Source organism: Humitalea sp. 24SJ18S-53 (assembly GCF_050632385.1).
In the GTDB taxonomy this organism is placed as follows: Bacteria; Pseudomonadota; Alphaproteobacteria; order Acetobacterales; family Acetobacteraceae; genus Humitalea.
Genome location: NZ_CP192599.1, coordinates 799,910 through 818,123, shown reverse-complemented (window position 1 = coordinate 818,123; position 18,214 = coordinate 799,910). Strand labels below are relative to the sequence as shown.

Sequence of the window (18,214 nt, the reverse complement as noted above, 5' to 3'; positions counted from 1 at the left end):
CGCTACGCCAGCATCGCCGCGATCTCCGCCGCCGTCGGCATCGCCGTCCCTGCGCCCTGCCTGGTGCAGGCGATGGCCGCCGCGGCATTCGCCCGCGCCATGGCGGGCGCCAGCGGCATGCCCGCCGCCAGGCCCGCCGCCAGCACCCCGCACCAGCAATCCCCGGCGCCCACGGTATCGACCGGCGTGACGACAAACGGCGATGCCGTCACCACCCCCTGCCTGGTCGCCGCCACAGCACCCCGCTCCGCCAGGGTCACCACCACGTCGATGCCCAGCGCCCGGTGCAGCGCCGCCGCGTCTGGGTGGCAGCCAAGCCCGGCGCCGAGCCAAGCGGCTTCCGGCTCGTTGACCACCAACAGGTCCAGCGCGCGCAGGGCCGCGACCTCCATCGGCGCGGCCGGTGCCAGGTTCATCACCACCCGCGCGCCGCGGGCGCGGGCGCGCAGGATCAGCGCCGCGTTCTCCGCCGCCGGGACCTCCATCTGCAACAGCAGCACCGTGCCCGGCCCCAGGTCCGCGTCCCCGACCTGATCCGCACGGGCCAAAGCATTGGCGCCGGTCGATACGGCGATCTGGTTGGCGCCCTGTGCATCGACGCAAACGGCGGCCAGCCCCGTCGGGCGATCGACAACCCGCAGCCGGGTCAGATCGACACCGGCCACCCGCAGCGGGGCCGTGACCACCTCGGCCGCCGGATCCGCGCCGACGGCACCGGCAAAGGCGATGGCGACGCCCTGCCCGCCCCGCGCCGCCGCCAGCGCCTGGTTCGCCCCCTTGCCGCCGGGCAGCATAGGGCCGGCCTCGCCCAGCACCGTCTCGCCGGCGCGCGGCAGGTGCGGCAGGCGGAAGACCAGGTCGGCGGCGGCCGAGCCAAAGACCAGGACAAGCGGAGTCATGGCACCAGCAGCGCCTCGTCCATCGCGCGTTCGCGCAGGCGGGTGATCAGCGCGCCAAACGCCGGGTCCACCGCCGCGGCCGGGTCCATCCGCCGGGCCGACTGCGCCACGGTCACCCCCGCCTGGCGCCAGGCCAACCCGCCGGAGATGACGCCCTGGCAAAACCCCTGCAACCGGTCGCAGCCCATGGCGAAGCGGGCCTCGTTGCTCTCGCCCGCCTCGAACTCCTCCCACAGCGCGCGCAGGGGCTGGCCGAGGTCGGGTGGCAGGGTCGCGAAAATGCGGTCGGCGGCGGCCAGTTCGCGGGCGGCCTGGGTGGCCGCACCTGGCGCGTCGAAAGCGAAGGTATCGCCGGCCTCGATCTCGACCAGGTCATGCGCCGCGATCATCGCCAGCGCCCGGCCCAGATCCACGGAAAACCCGACTTCGCCATGCAGCAGCACGGCGGCCAGCGCCACGTGCCAGGAATGTTCGGCGCTGTTTTCCCACCGGGCCTGGCCCTCGGCCGACAGGGTCCGGCCCTTGCGCAGCACGTGCTTCAACTGGTCCGCCAGGGTCAGGAAGCCCAGCAGCGCGTCGGCACGGTCGGGCGCCATCAGCGCCAGGCCCGCCCGATCAGGATGCCGGCGATCAGCGCCAGGATCACCAGCGCGCCGACATCGCCGACCAAGGCCACGGCCAGCGGCAAGCCGACCACCAGCAGCACGCCGCCCAGGATCGCCCAGCCCCAGCGCCGCAGCACCGGCCGCCCGGCCACCGCCTGGCCACGCTTGGCCCGCGCCGCCGGGGCGGCCGGGCGGCGCGCGGGGGCGCGGCGTGGCGAAGGCTGCGGCTTCGGATCAGCCATCGGCGCGGCCCAGCGTCTCCATGAACTCGCGCCATTCGCGCTTCGACAGGCCGGATTTCGCCTGGTCCACCGCCTCACCGGCCAGCATGCGTCGCACGATGCCGAGCATCTGGGCCGACAGCGTCACCGCGCCCAGCCGGTAGTCGCTGAAGGCTTCGGTCGACAGTGGCACCCAGGCGCGGACCGTATCCATCATCGCCTCGGCATAGACGCGGATTTCGTATTGCGCATGCGCATCGCCGCGCAGCGACAGGAAGCCGAACAGATTGTGCAGGTCGGTCTTCCAGTACCACTGCGTATAGGTGTTCAAGGTCAGGTTCATGCGCGCCAATTCACGCGCCAGCCCCGGACGCGACGGATCGCCCGGCGTGCCGTCCTCCGATTCGTTCAGCATATCGAGGTAATTGTCGTAGGTGCGCGTCGCATCGTCGCGCAGCAGCGCCAGCACGCGGTCCGCCTCGGCCCCTTGCAGCACCTCGCCCCGCCCCTGGCGGTTCACCGATGATTGTGCGGCCAGCGCCGTCGGCGCGGGCAGGTAGAACTCGCGCTCCAGGATCGAATACCGCGCGGAAATCTCGTTCACATTCGCCGTGCGGTGACGAATCCATTGGCGTGCGACGAAGATCGGCAATTTCACATGATACTTGATCTCGCACATCTCGAAGGGCGTCGAATGGCGGTGCCGCATCAGGTAGCGGATCAGGCCGCGGTCCTCGTTCGCGGCACGGGTGCCGCGGCCGTAGGAGACCCGGGCCGCCTGCACGACCGCGGCATCGTTGCCCATGTAGTCCACGACACGGACAAAGCCGTGGTCGAGCACCGGCAGGGGGCGGAACAGCATCGCCTCCAGCGCCGGAACGGTGGGGCGCCGCGTTTCCGCCAGCGCGGCGCGGGCCGCCGCGACCTCGTCTTCCTGTTCCGACGTCAAGCTCATGCCCCGGTCCCCGCCTTGGATACGGTGGCCATAGAACAATCCGGCGGGAGCGAGAACGGGGCACCCCGGACAGGTGACGTGCGCACAATGCCGTGTAAGTGACCAAGCGTCTCAGTTTGCGCTCGATCAAACGACATCCGGGACGCGATGGCCCCTCGAAAATCGTGGAGGATGTGATATATGTCATGGGCCGGTTCGCCGGCTATGGCGATAAACGCCGCGTGGCATAAGCGTTGTGGACCCGGGGGCAGTGCCCGGCGCCTCCACCATCTTCCCAGGGGTCCGCATGGGCCGGACCTTGGGAAACAGGCCCTTTATCGGGGGCTGGATATGGGGGCGAAACAGGCTCGACACGCGCGGTAAAGACGCGGTTTTCGTTCGGTATGGCTCCGCCGCGATGGGCCATTCACAAGTGCCAACGATAACAGCCGTGAGGCTGTGGCGCTCGCTGCCTAGGAATAGGTAAGCGCGGTTCGGGGGGCACCGGGCAACAGAAGCCCCCCACTTTTCGACCGCCCCCGCACCATCGGGACGGGCTGGGTTTCGAAGTGCTGAATTTCGCCGAACACGCTTACCGTAGACAAGCACGTAAACAGGAACGGTCACATGAATGGAGAGAACATCCAGCAGGCCGAAAGCCTGCTACCCTATGATGTTTGGACCGAAGAGGCGAGCCGGGAAGTCATGATCCGGGCGCTTGAATACGGCGCCAAGCATGGCCTTCCGGGTGAACACCATTTCTACGTTACCTTCCGCACGACCCATCCCAGCGTGAACATTCCCGGCCACCTCCGCGCCCGCTATCCGGAGGAGATGACGATCGTCCTGCAGCACCAGTTCTGGGACCTGAAGGTCGATCGCACGGCCAAGCTTTTCTCCGTCGGACTGTCCTTCGGCCAGGTGCCCTCCACCCTGGTGGTGCCCTTCGCCGCCGTGACGGCCTTCTGGGATCCCTGCGTGCGGATCGGACTGCGTTTTGGCGGCGACGAAGCGGCCGGGCGGGCGGATGCCGATGCCCAGCCCGAAGCCGCCGCGCCCGTCGAGACCCCTGAGGCGGACAGCAAGCCGCAGGTCGTCCAGCTTGACGCGTTTCGCCGCAAGCCGGCCAGGGACTGACACCAGCCCCGGCCGGACCACCTACTCCACCCGCGCGCCGGCGGCGCGCAGGATCGGACCCCATTTGGCGTGCTCAGCCTGCACCAGTGCAGGCATCCCCTCGGGCGGCACCGGTTCGACCAGTTCGAAGCCCAACTCGGTCAGCCGGCGCCGCACCGCCTCATCCGCCAGCATCCCCCGCGTCACCTCCCACATCCGGTCGATGATCGGTGCCGGCGTGCCGGCCACGGTCGCGACCCCGAACCAGGTCTGCATCTGGTAGCCAGGCACCCCGGCCTCCACCATCGTCGGCACCCCCGGCAGGAAGGCCGATGCGGTGGGTGAGGTCACGGCCAGCGCCCGCAAGGTCCCGCCCCGCACCCCGCCCAGGATGGTCGAGATATTGTAGTAGGCGAAATCCACCTCACCCGTGGTGACCGCCAGGATGCCCTGCGGCGCGCCGCGATAGGGCACATGGGTGAATTCCACCCCCGTCATCTGCGCCAGCATCGCCGATGACACGTGATGCGTCGTCCCCACCCCGCCGGAGGAATAGGTCAGCCGCCCCGGTGCCGCCCGCGCGGCCGCGAGGATATCGGCCACGCTGTGGAACGGGCTGGCGGCGCGAACCACCAACGCGTTCGACACCCCGGCCAGGGTCGAGACATAGGTGAAATCCTTCAGCGGATCGTAGCGCAGCGCCGGATAGATATGCGGGTTGAACGCCACCCCGGTCTGGCCGATCAGCACGGCCGTATAGCCATCCGGCGCGGAGCGAGAGACTTGTTCCATCGCCAGCGTGCCATTGGCGGCCGGGCGGTTTTCCACGACGACCTGGCCAGGCAGGCGCGTCGCCCATTGTTCGGCGACCAGCCGCGCCATGATGTCGACCGAGGAGCCGGCCGCGAGCGGCGCGACCATCGTGACGGTGCGGTTGGGCCATGCCGCTGTCTGGGCATGGGCCAGAGCGGGGATCAGCGCCGGCAGTGCGAGCAGGTGGCGTCGGTGCATGGGGCTCTCCTCAGCGGGGGATCAGGTAGATCGGGCTGGACCAGGCCACGCAGCCGTCCTCGAACACCGCGCGCAGGAACAGCGCGTTATCGGCATCGGGCCGCAGCGCGACGGTCCGCGTCAGGCGCAGCGCGGTGTTCGGGTTCACATCCGGTAGCCGGAACACCCGCAGGCGCCGGCCGAGGCCCCCTGCCTCGAACACCACATCCTCGGCGCCGATATCGGCCACGGGGATGCTGGCGGTGACGAGGTTGGTGGCGATCTCCAGCGTGCCGGTCGCGGCATCGTCCAGGATCGCCTCGAACCCCTGGGCGCCGCCGGTGGTGACGCCGTGGAAATCCAGCCGGTCCGGAGTCGCTGCGAATTGGTGGTCGATGTTCCAGCGGTTGATCGCCCGCACGCCCGACCAGCCATTGCCGGTCAGGGAGACCGAGCCGTCCCAGAACGTCTCGCGCCCACGGCCGCGGTACTCGCTGCCCTCCCACATCACCCGGATGCGGCGCGCGCCAGGGGGGCAGGCCGGGCGCCAGACTTCCAGAGCCTCGGTGCGGTTCATCAGGATGACGCGTTCAATGGGCGAAGCCGATTGGATGTCGAGGCTGAACACCGCCTCCGCATCGACCACATCGGCGAGGATATCGCCCATCATCGCGTTACGCGTGCGGCCCGTTGCCGCACCGCCCAGGGCGGGATCGTCGATATGCGCCGCGGCCTCGGTCGCCAGCGCCACCCGCGTATCGACGAACACGCGCGTGCCATTGGTCGTGGCAAAATGGTGCCGCCGCATCAGCGCATCGAAAATCCCCGCGCGATCGAGCTTTTGCGCCAGCAGACAGGTCAGCCCACCGTAGGAGCCGAACTGCGACCCACCGGGATGCGACGCCCCCTGGCGCCCCTTGTGCCCATCGGAATTGGCCACGATGCCGACCCGTGCGCCGACTGCAAAAGCATCCTCAAGCAACCAGTCGAAGGTGCCCCAGTCGCTATGCACCTCGACCGCGCGTTCCAGCGCCCGGTCATGGGCGAAGAACAGGTTCGCGTAGCGCCCGCCGACATGCGGCACGCAGAGGACAGGCAGCCCTTCCGCCCGCAGCGCGCTGTGCAATTCGCGCGCATCGAGCGCGTCGGTCGCGGCATCGGACAAGTCTTCCACCAGCGCGTGGCAGGACCGGCGGATCGTGCGGCCTTCATCCGGAAAAATCACGTTGCGGTCACCGCCGAGGGCGGTGTTCCCCGACCATTCGTAGCCCGGCAGGAAGACGAAGCGGCCCGGTTCGTCGAAATCGGCAAAGACCTCGTTGAAATGCGCCCAGGCCGCCGCCGTCACCTGGAAGTCATTGGCCTGATGGCAGATCGCGTCGACGCCGGCGAGGTCGCGGGCATAACTCGCCAGTTGCACGATATTGCCGCTGCCGACGGATTCGCCGGATTGCCCGTGCAGATCGGCCCAGAAGGGCAGCAGCTCCGTCGGCGCCACGCGCAGCGGGTTGGAGGTGACGAGCACCTGCCCCGCTGCATCGAGCCAGTCGATTCGCAGCGCCTCGGTCGCGGCGGTGGTCAGCCCCTCGATCCGATGGGCGCGGGCGCCCGCCGGCCAGTCGAAGGAGTCCGGCAGGCCAGCGACCGGCGCGCTGGACCGCAGCCGGACCATACCGGACAGGCCCGCCGACGGATTGCCCCAGGCATCATCCGCCCGCAGCAGCAGCGAGAACACATCGCCCGTGCGCCGCAGGGTCGGCAGGATCGCCCGGTGCGTGACCGGCGGCCCCGGCACGACCTTCACCGCTGGCTGCCCGGGCAGCAGCGCCCAGTTGCAGGCGGCGAAGACGTCAGCCAGCACCAGGAAGCGGAAGGGGTCCTCGCAGTATGTCTGCATCCGCAGGCCCGGCGATCCGCCGCGCCGGTCGCCGAGGCGAACCGTCAGCGTATCCCCGGGCGACAAGAATCCACGCACGACGGTGACCGTGATGGTCCGCGACCAGGGCCGCATGGCCAGCTTCGGGTCGAAGGCCAGCGACAGCAGCGCGCCATTGGACGCCTCGGCCGAGACGTAATTCGCCGCCTTGGGGTTGGTGAACTGCGGCCGCGCCACATCGCTGACCTGGCGCGTGCAGATCCGGATCGATCCGGTATCGTCCATGCCGAATCGCCCAGCCGTGAAGACCAGGGTGAAGGACGCATAGGACCCCGCCACCACGTCACCTTCGTCGAGCAGCGCCACACTGCCGATCTCGGCGGCGCGGTAGTCGGTGAAGTGGGCGGTATGGCCCGGATGGGCATTGGGGATGGACAGGTGCAGCGGAGGTGTCGTTGTCATGGGCGAAGGCTAAGAAGTTTGCTGGTCATGCGGCAAACCATTTTCTCGCCCAAAGCGTGACCGTGCTACGGTCACTGCCTGTTTCGGGAGCATCGGGTGCAAGGCAGCGCTGACATGGGTGGCAATGGTGCCTTGGCGGCATCCGACCCCGGCTTGCTCTATCGCCGTGTCGCGGCGGTGCTGCGCGCCCGCATCGCCGCCGGGCACCATCCGCCGGGCGGACGCCTGCCGACCATCGCCGCCCTGGCCGAGGCCTTTACCGTCGCCCCCGCCACCATCCGCCAGGCCCTGCGCGTGCTGGTACAGGAAGGCCTGGTCGCGTCACGGCAGGGCAGCGGCAGCTACGTCTCGCCGCGGGTCACCACCCCGGCCCCGCCGCTGGCGCTGGACCTGGGCTGGCCAGCCCTGGCCGGCGCGATCGCGGGGAACCTGCCGCATATGCTGATGGCGGATGACGCCCCGCCGCCCCTGTTGCCGACCGAGGGCCTGGCCGCCGCGCGCTACCGCCACATGCGCCGGGTGCACCACCGCCTGTCGGGCCAACCCTATGCGCTGGTGGACATGTGCATCGACCGCCGCTGGTTCGACCGCGCCCCGACGCGGTTCGAGGCGGAGATGGCGCTGCCCCTGCTGGAAGAACTCGGCGGCGCCGAATTGCCGGAGATGCGGCAGTCCTTTCGCCTGGGCTCCGCCGACGCCGATGCGGCGCGCCACCTGGGCGTCGCCCCCGGCGCCCCGGTCGGCTGCCTGCGCCGCGCCCTACGCGACCGGGATGGGGTGGTGGCCTATTGGTCGGACGGGGTGTTCCGCGCCGATGCCGTTGTATTCGAGGCGACGTTGAGCCGGGCGTGACCACGGCGCATCCCCGCGCTAAGTGCAGGACGCCATCCGCCTAGGGAAGCCGCCGCCATGACCCCGCCCCTGGACCACGCCGCCCCGCTCGCCGGCCGTCCCGACACCTTCCGCTACAGCCCGATGTTCCCACTTGGCGAGGACAGCACCCCCTATCGCCGCCTGCCGATCGACGGTGTTTCGACCATCACTGTCGATGGCCGCACGGTGCTGAAGATCGCCCCCAGGGCGCTGGAAGAACTGGCCTTCGCCGCCTGCAAGGATGTCTCCCACCTGCTGCGGCCGGCGCACCTCGCGCAGTTGCGCAAGATCCTGGACGATCCCGAGGCTTCGGCGAACGACCGCTTCGTGGCGCTCGACCTGCTGAAGAACGCGAATATCGCGGCCGGCGGCGTGCTGCCGATGTGTCAGGACACCGGCACCGCCATCGTCACCGGCAAGAAGGGCCAGCGCGTCTGGGTCGAGGGCGATGAGGAGGAAGCGCTCTCCTACGGCGTCCATCGCACCTATACCGAGACCAACCTGCGCTACAGCCAGATGGCGCCGATCACGATGTTCGAGGAGCAGAACACCGGCAACAACCTGCCGGTCGAGTTCAGCATCGGGGCCGCCCCCAGCGACCACCACGCCGATGAATTCCACCTGATGTTCGTGCTGAAGGGCGGCGGGTCCGCCAACAAGACCTTCCTCTACCAGGAAACCCGGGCGGTGCTGAACCGGCCGAAGCTGCTCGCTTTCCTGGAGCAGAAGATCAAGACGCTGGGGACCAGCGCCTGCCCGCCCTACCATCTGTCCATCGTGATCGGCGGCACCTCGGCCGAATCGACGTTGAAGACGGTAAAGCTCGGCAGCACCAAGTATCTCGATGCGCTGCCGACGCAGGGTTCGCTGGCCGGCCATGCCTTCCGCGACCTGGCGCTGGAAAAGGACGTGCATGCGCTGACCCAGAATCTGGGCATCGGGGCGCAGTTCGGCGGCAAGTATTTCTGCCACGACGTGCGGGTGATCCGCCTGCCGCGGCACGGCGCGTCGCTGCCGATCGGGATTGGCGTGTCCTGTTCGGCCGACCGGCAGATCAAGGCGAAGATCACCAAGGACGGCGTGTTCCTGGAACAGTTGGAACAGGACCCGGCGCACTACCTGCCCGAACACACGGAAGAAATCCTGGGCGGCGATGTGGTCAACATCGACCTGAACCGGCCGATGGACGAGATCCGCGCCGAACTGTCCAAGCATCCCGTGAAAACCCGCGTATCGCTGACCGGCACCATCGTCGTCGCGCGCGACATCGCCCATGCCAAGTTGCAGGAACGGCTGGATGCGGGGCTGGGGCTGCCGCAATACATCAAGGACCACCCGGTCTATTACGCCGGCCCGGCCAAGACGCCGGACGGCTTCGCCACCGGCAGTTTCGGGCCGACCACGGCGGGGCGCATGGACTCCTATGTCGATGCCTTCCAGGCCGCCGGCGGGTCGCTGATCATGCTGGCCAAGGGCAACCGGTCGCGCGCCGTACTGAACGCCTGCAAGAAATTTGGCGGCTTTTACCTCGGCTCGGTCGGCGGTCCGGCGGCCCGACTCGCCCAGGACTGCATCCGCAAGGTCGAGGTGCTGGAATACCCCGAACTCGGCATGGAAGCGGTGTGGCGGATCGAGGTCGAGGACTTCCCCGCCTTCATCGTCGTCGATGACAAGGGCAATGATTTCTACGAGGGGCTGGGGTGACCGGCTTCCGCTTCGACGTCGCCCTGGCGCCGGGTGAGGCGGGGACGCTGGTCACCGAACTGGTCGAACTGGATGGCATCCCCGCCATCGGCCACCGCCTGCGGGTGCGGCTGAAGCGGGATGCCGGGCAGATCGAACTGGATTTGATGATCACCGGCATCACCTGGTTCCACGCGCCGTCCAACATGTCCAAGTCCGGGCTGCTGGTCCTGGCGGGCTTGCGGACGTGACCCGCCGCCGCATCTCCTCCGGCTCCCGGTTCGAGGATGAGATCGGCTATTCCCGCGCCGTGGTGGATGGCGACTATGTCTGGGTCTCCGGCACCACTGGCTACGACTATGCGACCATGAGCATCGCCGATGGCGTCGTGGCCCAGGCCGAACAATGCTTCGACAATATCGCCGCCGCCCTGCACGAAGCCGGCTGCACGCTGGATGACGTGGTGCGCGTGCTGTTCATCGTGCCCGACCGCGCCGACTGGCAGCCGTGCTGGCCGGTGATCCGCGCCCGCCTCGGCACCGCGCGCCCCGCCTCCACCCTCATCCACGCCGGCCTGATGTCCGACGCCATGCGCATCGAGATCGAGGTCACCGCCCGGCTTCCCCAAAAGGACACCGCCTGATGCGCTTTTCCGTCGATCGCCTGGACCACCTCGTCATCACCTGCCGCGACGTCGAAATGTCGGCCAATTGGTACGAACGCGTGCTGGGCATGGAGCGTGAGGTGTTTGGCCCGCACGACCGGCTGTCGCTGCGTTTTGGCGGCCAGAAGATCAACCTGCGTCCCGTGACCGCCAGCCCCGAGGCCTGGTTCACCGGCACCGCCCCGATCCCCGGCAGCCAGGATCTGTGCTTCATCGTCACCATCGGCGCCGACCAGATCGTGTCGCATTTCCGCGCCGTCGGGGTCGAGATGATCCTGGGGCCGGTGCCGAAGGCGGGCGCGCTCGGCACCATCACCTCCTGCTACTGCCGCGACCCGGACGGCAATCTGATCGAAGTCTCGACCTATGGCGAGGACGCCGCGCGCTGACCGGCAAGCATCTGGAAAAACGCAGCCTGAGCCTGTCGGGGCATCGCACCTCGGTCGCCCTTGAGCCGGATTTCTGGGGCGCCTTGCAACGGATCGCGGCGGCGCGGGACATGAGCCTGCAGGCGCTGGTCGCCGGGGTCGATGCGGCGCGGGCGGAAACCGGCGTGCCGCTGACATCGGCGCTGCGGGTGATGGCGCTGCGCGAAGGCCGTCCTTAGAGCGTGATGGCCGTAGGCGCGAATGCGCCGCAGGGCTGAATCACACGACAAAACAACAAGCTAGACCGCGATGCGTGAGCGAATGCGAACGCATCGCGGTCTAGTCCCGTTCCGCCCGCCAACGGGTCCAGGCGGCGATTTCCGGCACGCGCGTGGGGGCCGCCAGGGCGCCGGACAGGCGCAGGCCGACCTCCGGCCCCTCCCCTGGCGGGACCGCGACCTGAAGGTCGATCGATCCACGCGACAGGTCGATGCTGCCCGTGGCGGTGGCGGTCGCGCCGCCCTCGGCCACCAGCCTGGCGGCGGTCAGGCTGCCGCGCCCGGCCTCGATCTTCATCGCCGCGTCCAGCCGTTCGATCGTCGTCGCCCCGGTCAGCAACCCGCGCCGCAGCCCCATCGCTGCTTCCTCCTCATCGGCCAGGGCGGCGGCGGCGGCGACGGCCGGCACGTCCAGCCCGTCCAGCACGCCGGCCGAGACCGCCATCTGCACCGTTCCCGACAGGGTGGCGAGCAAGGCGGCGGGCGCGCTGCCCTCGGCCGTCAGGGTGGCTTCCGCGACCAACTGGCCCGCCGTCACATCCAGCGGCAGGTCGAACAGCGGGCCGGCGATGGCCGCCCCGGCCAGGCGCAATTCCAGCGCCAGGCTTGGCACGTCGCCCGCCTCCATCCGCGCCTGGCCCGACACGCTGCCGCCGGAGACGCGGCCTTGCGCGATCTCGATCCCGGCGACGCCTTCGGCCAGGCGCAATGACATCACCGCCTGTTCCAGCAACGGCAGGCCGGGGATTTCGACCCGGGTGGCGCGCAGGGCGAGTTCGGCGTCCCAATCGCGCATCCAGGCCAGCGGCAGCGGCGCGGTCGCGCGCGGGGCGATCGGCGGCAGCGGCAGGCGTTCGGCGACCAGCCGCCCAGTCAACTTCGGCCGCGGCCCATCCAGCGCCAGCGCCGCCTGGCCGGACACGCGCAGGTCCCCGGCCACAAGATCCAGCCGCTCCGACGCCACGCCCTGCGGCCCGGCCGTCACCTGCGCCACCAGCGACAGCGACCCGGCCCCAAGCCAGCCTTCCCACAGGTCCGGCAGCCCTTCCGGGCCCGGGCCAAAGGCCTCGGTCAACAGCCGCGGCGCGCCGGGGTGGCGCAGCGTGACATTGCCGGTGCCGCGCGTGGCGGGCAGGTCCACCACCGCCTGGGTTTCCAGCCGCAACTCGCCCAATTCGGCCGCCAGCCGCAGCGCCACCGCCTCGGCCGGCCCGCTGCCGGTCAGGCGCAGGGTCATCGGCAAGGCCGCCAGTGGGCTTTCACCCGACCAGGGCACCGGCAGCAGCCCCAGCAAGCCATCGGCCCGGGCGGCGGAGGCCTCCAGCGAGACATCCTGGAAGCGCGGCGACCCCTGCCCCAGCGCCAGCCCCCCCGACAGGATGGCATCCGCCCCAGCCACCCGCGCGGTCGCCCGGCGCAGGGTCACCCGCCCCTGGTCCAGCGCGGCATCCAGCGCCAGCCGCTCCACCCGCGCCTGGCCCCAGTCGAGCGACGCCGCATCCAGCCGCAGATTGGCGTCGAACCCCGCCAGCGCGTCGCGCCAGGCCGCCTGGTCCCAGTCACTGGGCAGCAAGCCATCCAGCGCCAGGCGATCCAGGGTCAGGCCCAGCCCGACCGCCGGCCGCGCGCCGAAGCGGAAGACACCCGCGCCCGACAATTGCGTGCCGTCCAGGATCGCGACCAGTTCCGGCACCTCGGCCTGGGCCTCCTCCCAGACAAGCCGGAACCGCCCCTCGGCGCGGCGCAGCCGGGCGGGGTCGGTGGCACCCACCGGGACACCAAGGGCGGCCAGCGTGTCGCGCAGGTCGGGGGCCGCGAAGCGCACGGCCAGTTCCAGCCGCGCCCCGGCATTGGCGCCGGCCAATTCCACCTCCGCCTCCCCCGGCAGCACGGCCGAGACATCGGTCAGGGTCAGCCGGTCGCCATCCAGGATCGCCGCCCCGCGCAGCCGGCGCAGGGCGATGCCGCGATAGGTCGCGGCTTCGGCCGACAGATCGACCGACAGAGGCAAGGCATCGGCCTGGGTCGCGGCCGCGGCGCGCAGCGCGGCGCCCCAGGCGTCGAGGTCGAGCCGCGCCGCCGCCAGCGCGATATCCAGGCGCGGTTCCGGCGTCAGCCGCAGCGCCACCGCGCCGCGCGACGGTGCGCCCTGGAAATCGAGCGTCAGATCCTCCAGCGCCAGCAGGTCGCCCCCGGCGGTCAGCCGTGCCGTCGCGCGAAATGCGCCGGGCGGGGCCGGCAGCAGCGCTGACAGGTCGGGGCCGGTCGCCTCGATCCGGCCCTCGAACCCGCCCTCCGGCGCCAAGACCCCGCGGCCGGACAGCGACGCGCCGGCCGCGGCCAGGGTGATGTCCAGCGGCGCGATGGCATCCCAGCCCGCGCGCCCCAAGGTCGCGCCAAAGCGCACCGGCAGGCCGCGCCAGACCAGCCCGCCTTCGAAACGCAGCGCCTCGGCCACGCCGCCGGTGGTCAGGCGGCCGGCAAATCCATCCAAGGTCAGGTCGCCGATGCGCAGGCGGCCGTCCTCGATCCTGGCTTCCAGCACCGTCAGCCAGGCGGGCGCGCGCAGCGTCGGGACATTGGCGGGGGGCCAGGCGATGTGCAGGTCCACGCCGGCCAGCACGATCTCCCGCGGCTCGATCCGGTTCGCCAGCAGTGCCAGGAACGCCACGCGCAGCCGCAAGGTGCGGGCGGTCAGGGAGACATCATCGCCGTCGCCATCGCTGCCGATGGCGATGCCCTCGGCCTCGATCTGCGGTTGCGGCAGCAGGACCAGGCGGATGGGACCGGTGATGGTGACGGGGCGGCCCAGCCGTTCGGCGGCCAGGTAGGCGATGTCAGGACGCCAGCGTTCCCAGTCCAGCATCCGCGGGATCACCCACAGCGCCGCCAACAGGCAAAGCCCGATCGCGGTGAGGAAGTAGAGGCTGCGCTGCATCCCCTCCCCCGAAGCACCACGCGGGTTTCAGCGCAACCTCTGATCTTGTTGGAAAATGGGGCTCAGCCCTCGCCCCAGCCGCCACCACCGGGGGTTTCGAGCCCCAACACCTCGCCGGCCGCGAGCATCGCCTGGTCGCGGCCGCCTAGCGGTTGCAGGCTGCCGTCCAGCCGTTCGACCCATTGCCGCCCGGCCGCGCCATCGGCGCCACCGTGCAAGCCATGCGGCGCGACCTCTCGCCGGCTGGCCACGACGATCGCCTGCATGGGCTTGAGGAACCGGATCCGCCGCCGGCAGCCATCGCCGCCATGCCATTTTCCGGTGCCGCCCGAACCCCGCCGGATGGAGAATTCCTCCAGCCGCACCGGGTAGCGCATTTCCAGGATTTCCGGATCGGTCATGCGGGTATTGGTCATGTGGGTCTGCACGGGGCCCGTGCCGTCGAACCCCGGCCCCGCGCCGGTGCCGCCGCAGACGGTTTCGTAATACTGGACCTCGGAATCACCGAACAGCAGGTTGTTCATCGTCGCCTGCGCGCTGGCGCAGGCATCGAGGGCGGCGAGCAGCGCGTTGCAGGTGACCTGGCTGATCTCCGTATTCCCCGCGACGACCGCTGCGCCGGGGTTGGGCGACAGGAAGGATCCTGGCGGCACGGTCAGGGTCAGCGGCTTCAGGCAACCATCGTTCAGCGGCAGGTCGCCGCCGACCAGGGTGCGGAAGCAATAGAGCACGACGGCGCGGCACACCGCCTCCGGCGCGTTGAAGTTGCCGGGGCGCTGCGGACCGGTGCCGGTGAAATCGACCTCGGCCGAGCGGGTCGCGTGATTGACCCGCACCGCCACACGCAACGGCGTGCCGTCATCCAAGGTCGTGGCGAAACTGCCGTCCTGCAGGCGATCCAGCACGCGGCGGACGCTTTCCTCGGCATTGTCCATGACATGGCCCATGTAGGCCTGGACGACCGGAAGCCCCCAATCGGCGACGGCGCGGCGCAGCCCCTGGGCGCCGGTCTCATTCGCCGCGACCTGGGCCTTGATGTCAGCCACGTTCACGTCCGGGCTACGCGCGGGGTACCGGGCGCCGGCCAGGATGGCGCGGAACTCGGCCTCGCGGAAGTTTCCTTGCTCGACCAGAAGGAAGTCGTCGATGACGACGCCTTCTTCCTCAAGCGTCGTCGATTGCGGCGGAGTCGATCCCGGCGTCAGCCCGCCGATATCGGCGTGGTGGCCGCGCGATCCCGTGAAGAACAGGATGCTTTCGCCCGCCGCATCGAAGACAGGGGTGATGACGGTGATGTCCGGCAGATGCGTGCCGCCGTTGAACGGGTTGTTCAGGGCCACCGCATCGCCCGGACGCAGCGTCTTGCCCCGGCTGGCGATGACGGTGCGGACGCTTTGCCCCATGGCACCCAGATGGACGGGCACATGCGGCGCATTGGCGATCAGCGCGCCATCGGCGGAAAAGATCGCGCAGGAGAAATCCAGGCGTTCCTTGATGTTCACGCTCTGGCTGGTGTTTTGCAGGACGGCGCCGGTTTCCTCGGCGATGGCCATGAACAGGTTATTGAAGAGTTCCAGCAGCACCGGGTCGGGGCGCGAGGGATCGGCCACGCGCAGGGCGGCACTGGCACCGACTTTCCGCAGGATCATGTGGTTCGCCGCCGTCACCTCGGCCTGCCAGCCGGGTTCGATGACGGTGGTCGCATTGGCCTCGCGCACCAGGGCAGGGCCGTCGATGCGGTCGCCGGCCAGCAGTTCGGTGCGATCGAAGACGGGTGCAGTTTGGGCCGCGCCGCCGGTGTAGAGCGGGATGCTGTCCACGGTCGCGGGCCTGCCCCCCGGGGCGCGCGCGGCCAGGGCCGGTTCGGCCACGGCATCGCCAGGGAACACCGTTTCGACCACGGCGGATTCCACTACCACGGCACGGCCGGGGCTGGCGAAGCCGAAGCGGGCGCGGTGCAGGGCCGTAAAATCGTCCTCGGTGGCCTCGGCCGGCAGCACCAGCACCGCATCGGTGCCGGCGTAGCGCAGGTGCAGGCGATGATGCGCCACCAGCAGCGCGGGATCGGCGCCCTGGGCGGCCAGGGCGGCGCGGCCCTCGGCTTCAAGCCGGGCGTGGATGTCGGGCAGCAAGGACAGCGCCTCGGCCAAGGGGCGTTCCACCGGGGCCTCGCGGATCACGCCCTGGTCGGCCAGGCCCATGCCATAGGCCGAGAGCACCCCGGCGAAGGGATGCAGGAACACCGATTCCATGCCGAGTTCGTCCGCGACCAGGCAGGCGTGCTGCCCACCGGCGCCACCGAAGCAGGCCAGCGCATGGCGCGCGGCGTCATGGCCCTTCTGCAGCGACACCTGGCGAATGGCGGCGGCCATATTGGCGACGGCGATGCGCAGATAGCCCTCGGCCACGTCGCGCGGATCGGGCGTGGTGCCGGTGGCGGCGCCGATCTCCGCCGCCAGCGCCGCGAATTTCTGGCGCACCACATCGGCATCCAACGGCTGGTCGCCGTTCGGTCCAAAAATCGAGGGGAAGTGTGCGGGCTGGACCTTGCCCACCATGACATTCGCATCGGTCACGGTCAGCGGCCCGCCACGGCGGTAGCAGGCGGGGCCAGGCACCGCGCCGGCGCTATCGGGGCCGACGCGGAACCGCGCGCCGTCAAAGTGCAGAATGCTGCCGCCACCGGCCGCGACCGTGTTGATCGCCATCATCGGCGCGCGCATCCGCACCCCCGCGACGACGGTTTCAAAGGCGCGTTCGTATTGCCCGGCATAGAGCGCGACATCGGTGCTGGTGCCGCCCATGTCGAAGCCGATGATTTTTTCGAACCCGCCCATGGCGGCGGTGCGCGCGGCACCAACGATGCCGCCGGCCGGGCCGGACAGGATCGCATCCTTGCCCTGGAAGGCACGGCTATCCGCCAGCGCCCCCGACGACTGCATGAACAGCAGCGACACCCCCGGCAATTCCGCCGCGACCTGGTTCACGTAGCGCCGCAGGATCGGCGACAGATACGCATCCACCACGGCCGTATCGCCACGCGGCACGATGCGCGGCAGGGGCGATGCCTCATGCGACAGGGTGACCTGCGAAAATCCGATTTTCTGCGCGATGGCGCCGATGCGGCGTTCGTGTTCGGGAAAGGCCCAGGCGTGCAGCAGCACGATCGCCACGGCGCGGATGCCGGCGGCATGGGCGGCTTGCAGCGCCTCGGTCGCGGCAGCTTCGTCCAGCGGTTCGATCTCGGCGCCATCGGGGCCGATGCGGCCGCCGATCTCGGCGACGGTTTCATGCAGCAGGGACGGCAGTTTCACGTCCAGGTCGAACAGCCGCGGACGCGCCTGGTTGCCGATGCGCGGCAGGTCGGAAAAGCCGCGGTTGGTCAGCAGCAGCACCCGTTCGCCACGGCGTTCCAGAAGCGCGTTGGTGGCGACGGTGGTGCCCATCTTCACCGCCTGGATCAGCCCGGGCGGAATGGCTTCGCCCGGCGCCAGCCCCAGGATGCGGCGGATGCCCGCCACGGCGGCATCGGTGTAACGGCCGGGATCTTCACTGAGGAGCTTGGCCGTGGAAAGCGACCCATCCGGGTGCCGCGCCACGATATCGGTAAAGGTGCCGCCGCGATCGATCCAGAACTGCCAGGGGGCGGGCTGGGTCGGGGCCATGGGCGGGGTCCTTGGGTTGATCGGTAAAACCTTGACGTTTTATCGACGTTTTGTCAACGTTCACCCATGACCCGTGCCCCCGTCAGCGTCGTCTCCTCAGCGCATCTGGCGGCCGGCAGCAGCCCCGCGCTGTCGGAGGCCGAATACGGCCTGCTGCTCGCCGGGCATGCCTTCGACCGCTGGATCGTGCGTTGCATGGCGGCGGCCGGGCAGCCCGGGTTGTCGCCCACCGACGTGCTGGTCCTGCACACGGTGCATCACCGCGACCGGCCAAAACGCCTGGCCGATATCGGGCTGGTGCTGGGCATCGAGGACGCGCACCTGGTCGCCTATGCGGTGAAGAAACTCGCCGGGCTGGGGCTGGTCACGACCGCCCGCGCGGGGAAGGAAGCCGTGGTGACGGCGACCGAAACAGGCCAGGCCCTCTGCGCCCGCTATGCCCAGGTGCGGGAGGCCTTGCTGGCCGAAACCATCGCCGCCGGCGGGCCAGGCGCCCAGGGGTTGTCGGCGGCGGCGGGGATCCTGCGGGCGCTGGCCGGGGCCTTCGACCAGGCGGCGCGGGCGGCGGCGACGCTGTAGCTACTTCCGCCGCACCCACATCGTGACCAGCATCACCACCACGAGGATGATCATCCCCGTCCG

Annotated in this window: 16 protein-coding genes and 1 other RNA gene; 9 read left to right on the top strand and 8 right to left on the bottom strand. The window is 70.0% G+C overall.

Annotated elements, in window-relative coordinates; translation table 11 throughout:
• Positions 1 to 2: 2 nt before the first annotated feature.
• Genes ACQW02_RS03860 through thyX form a run of 4 tightly spaced genes read right to left on the bottom strand, consistent with a single transcriptional unit; the run spans position 3 to position 2,680 of the window.
• Positions 3 to 899 (bottom strand): ribokinase, encoded by an 897-nt coding sequence (locus ACQW02_RS03860; protein ID WP_431283955.1) that lies wholly within the window; start codon positions 897 to 899, stop codon positions 3 to 5.
• Positions 896 to 1,495 (bottom strand): HD domain-containing protein, encoded by a 600-nt coding sequence (locus tag ACQW02_RS03855; RefSeq protein ID WP_431283954.1) that lies wholly within the window; start codon positions 1,493 to 1,495, stop codon positions 896 to 898. The genes ACQW02_RS03860 and ACQW02_RS03855 overlap by 4 nt, the downstream gene beginning before the upstream one ends.
• Complete coding sequence (locus tag ACQW02_RS03850) at positions 1,495 to 1,746, bottom strand: hypothetical protein (RefSeq protein WP_431283953.1); 252 nt, start codon at positions 1,744 to 1,746, stop codon at positions 1,495 to 1,497. Before ACQW02_RS03850 ends, ACQW02_RS03855 begins: the two co-directional genes overlap by 1 nt.
• On the bottom strand, positions 1,739 to 2,680 hold the full coding sequence (thyX, locus tag ACQW02_RS03845; RefSeq protein WP_431283952.1) for an FAD-dependent thymidylate synthase: 942 nt from the start codon (positions 2,678 to 2,680) through the stop codon (positions 1,739 to 1,741). Before thyX ends, ACQW02_RS03850 begins: the two co-directional genes overlap by 8 nt.
• Before the next feature lie 151 nt (positions 2,681 to 2,831).
• Here thyX and ssrA point away from each other — a divergent pair.
• Both ssrA and ACQW02_RS03835 read left to right on the top strand, forming a co-directional pair.
• Positions 2,832 to 3,186: a transfer-messenger RNA gene (gene ssrA, locus ACQW02_RS03840) on the top strand.
• Positions 3,187 to 3,286: 100 nt separating this feature from the next.
• Positions 3,287 to 3,796: an SspB family protein gene (locus tag ACQW02_RS03835; RefSeq protein ID WP_431283951.1), complete on the top strand. Its 510-nt coding sequence runs from the start codon at positions 3,287 to 3,289 to the stop codon at positions 3,794 to 3,796.
• Between the two features lie 21 nt (positions 3,797 to 3,817).
• Here ACQW02_RS03835 and ACQW02_RS03830 read toward each other — a convergent pair whose 3' ends face one another.
• Positions 3,818 to 4,786, bottom strand: a complete 969-nt coding sequence (locus tag ACQW02_RS03830) for a Bug family tripartite tricarboxylate transporter substrate binding protein (RefSeq protein WP_431283950.1) — start codon at positions 4,784 to 4,786, stop codon at positions 3,818 to 3,820.
• Positions 4,787 to 4,796: 10 nt separating this feature from the next.
• Positions 4,797 to 7,103 (bottom strand): DUF3604 domain-containing protein, encoded by a 2,307-nt coding sequence (locus ACQW02_RS03825; RefSeq protein WP_431283949.1) that lies wholly within the window; start codon positions 7,101 to 7,103, stop codon positions 4,797 to 4,799.
• 114 nt (positions 7,104 to 7,217) lie between these two features.
• Here ACQW02_RS03825 and ACQW02_RS03820 point away from each other — a divergent pair, with 114 nt between their 5' ends.
• Genes ACQW02_RS03820 through ACQW02_RS03795 form a run of 6 tightly spaced genes read left to right on the top strand, consistent with a single transcriptional unit; the run spans position 7,218 to position 10,930 of the window.
• On the top strand, positions 7,218 to 7,955 hold the full coding sequence (locus ACQW02_RS03820) for a GntR family transcriptional regulator (protein WP_431283948.1): 738 nt from the start codon (positions 7,218 to 7,220) through the stop codon (positions 7,953 to 7,955).
• 57 nt (positions 7,956 to 8,012) lie between these two features.
• Positions 8,013 to 9,680, top strand: coding sequence for a fumarate hydratase (locus ACQW02_RS03815; RefSeq protein ID WP_431283947.1), 1,668 nt, complete (start codon positions 8,013 to 8,015; stop codon positions 9,678 to 9,680).
• Positions 9,677 to 9,910, top strand: coding sequence for a hypothetical protein (locus ACQW02_RS03810; RefSeq protein ID WP_431283946.1), 234 nt, complete (start codon positions 9,677 to 9,679; stop codon positions 9,908 to 9,910). Before ACQW02_RS03815 ends, ACQW02_RS03810 begins: the two co-directional genes overlap by 4 nt.
• On the top strand, positions 9,907 to 10,302 hold the full coding sequence (locus ACQW02_RS03805) for a RidA family protein (RefSeq protein ID WP_431283945.1): 396 nt from the start codon (positions 9,907 to 9,909) through the stop codon (positions 10,300 to 10,302). The genes ACQW02_RS03810 and ACQW02_RS03805 overlap by 4 nt, the downstream gene beginning before the upstream one ends.
• Positions 10,302 to 10,712 carry a VOC family protein gene (locus ACQW02_RS03800; RefSeq protein WP_431283944.1) on the top strand — a complete coding sequence of 137 codons (411 nt, stop codon included), beginning with the start codon at positions 10,302 to 10,304 and terminating at the stop codon, positions 10,710 to 10,712. The genes ACQW02_RS03805 and ACQW02_RS03800 overlap by 1 nt, the downstream gene beginning before the upstream one ends.
• On the top strand, positions 10,643 to 10,930 hold the full coding sequence (locus ACQW02_RS03795; RefSeq protein ID WP_431285856.1) for a ribbon-helix-helix domain-containing protein: 288 nt from the start codon (positions 10,643 to 10,645) through the stop codon (positions 10,928 to 10,930). The genes ACQW02_RS03800 and ACQW02_RS03795 overlap by 70 nt, the downstream gene beginning before the upstream one ends.
• Before the next feature lie 100 nt (positions 10,931 to 11,030).
• On the opposite strand, the gene ACQW02_RS03790 is transcribed toward ACQW02_RS03795, so the two are convergent.
• Together ACQW02_RS03790 and ACQW02_RS03785 are read right to left on the bottom strand one after the other, a co-directional pair.
• Positions 11,031 to 13,907, bottom strand: coding sequence for an AsmA family protein (locus ACQW02_RS03790; protein WP_431283943.1), 2,877 nt, complete (start codon positions 13,905 to 13,907; stop codon positions 11,031 to 11,033).
• A gap of 62 nt (positions 13,908 to 13,969) precedes the next feature.
• The gene (locus tag ACQW02_RS03785) at positions 13,970 to 17,572 is read right to left on the bottom strand and encodes a hydantoinase B/oxoprolinase family protein (protein ID WP_431283942.1); all 3,603 of its coding nucleotides are present in this window, start codon (positions 17,570 to 17,572) and stop codon (positions 13,970 to 13,972) included.
• A 66-nt stretch (positions 17,573 to 17,638) separates the two neighbouring features.
• Here ACQW02_RS03785 and ACQW02_RS03780 point away from each other — a divergent pair, with 66 nt between their 5' ends.
• On the top strand, positions 17,639 to 18,151 hold the full coding sequence (locus tag ACQW02_RS03780; RefSeq protein WP_431283941.1) for a winged helix DNA-binding protein: 513 nt from the start codon (positions 17,639 to 17,641) through the stop codon (positions 18,149 to 18,151).
• The last annotated feature ends 63 nt before the right edge of the window (positions 18,152 to 18,214 follow it).

What these genes read in the sequence shown, in the direction of transcription:
- ACQW02_RS03860 (WP_431283955.1), bottom strand. Translation starts at nt 899, where the DNA reads ATGACTCCGCTTGTCCTGGTCTTTGGCTCGGCCGCCGCCGACCTGGTC.
- ACQW02_RS03855 (WP_431283954.1), bottom strand. Translation starts at nt 1,495, where the DNA reads ATGGCGCCCGACCGTGCCGACGCGCTGCTGGGCTTCCTGACCCTGGCG.
- ACQW02_RS03850 (WP_431283953.1), bottom strand. Translation starts at nt 1,746, where the DNA reads ATGGCTGATCCGAAGCCGCAGCCTTCGCCACGCCGCGCCCCCGCGCGC.
- thyX (WP_431283952.1), bottom strand. Translation starts at nt 2,680, where the DNA reads ATGAGCTTGACGTCGGAACAGGAAGACGAGGTCGCGGCGGCCCGCGCC.
- ACQW02_RS03835 (WP_431283951.1), top strand. Translation starts at nt 3,287, where the DNA reads ATGAATGGAGAGAACATCCAGCAGGCCGAAAGCCTGCTACCCTATGAT.
- ACQW02_RS03830 (WP_431283950.1), bottom strand. Translation starts at nt 4,786, where the DNA reads ATGCACCGACGCCACCTGCTCGCACTGCCGGCGCTGATCCCCGCTCTG.
- ACQW02_RS03825 (WP_431283949.1), bottom strand. Translation starts at nt 7,103, where the DNA reads ATGACAACGACACCTCCGCTGCACCTGTCCATCCCCAATGCCCATCCG.
- ACQW02_RS03820 (WP_431283948.1), top strand. Translation starts at nt 7,218, where the DNA reads ATGGGTGGCAATGGTGCCTTGGCGGCATCCGACCCCGGCTTGCTCTAT.
- ACQW02_RS03815 (WP_431283947.1), top strand. Translation starts at nt 8,013, where the DNA reads ATGACCCCGCCCCTGGACCACGCCGCCCCGCTCGCCGGCCGTCCCGAC.
- ACQW02_RS03800 (WP_431283944.1), top strand. Translation starts at nt 10,302, where the DNA reads ATGCGCTTTTCCGTCGATCGCCTGGACCACCTCGTCATCACCTGCCGC.
- ACQW02_RS03790 (WP_431283943.1), bottom strand. Translation starts at nt 13,907, where the DNA reads ATGCAGCGCAGCCTCTACTTCCTCACCGCGATCGGGCTTTGCCTGTTG.
- ACQW02_RS03785 (WP_431283942.1), bottom strand. Translation starts at nt 17,572, where the DNA reads ATGGCCCCGACCCAGCCCGCCCCCTGGCAGTTCTGGATCGATCGCGGC.
- ACQW02_RS03780 (WP_431283941.1), top strand. Translation starts at nt 17,639, where the DNA reads ATGACCCGTGCCCCCGTCAGCGTCGTCTCCTCAGCGCATCTGGCGGCC.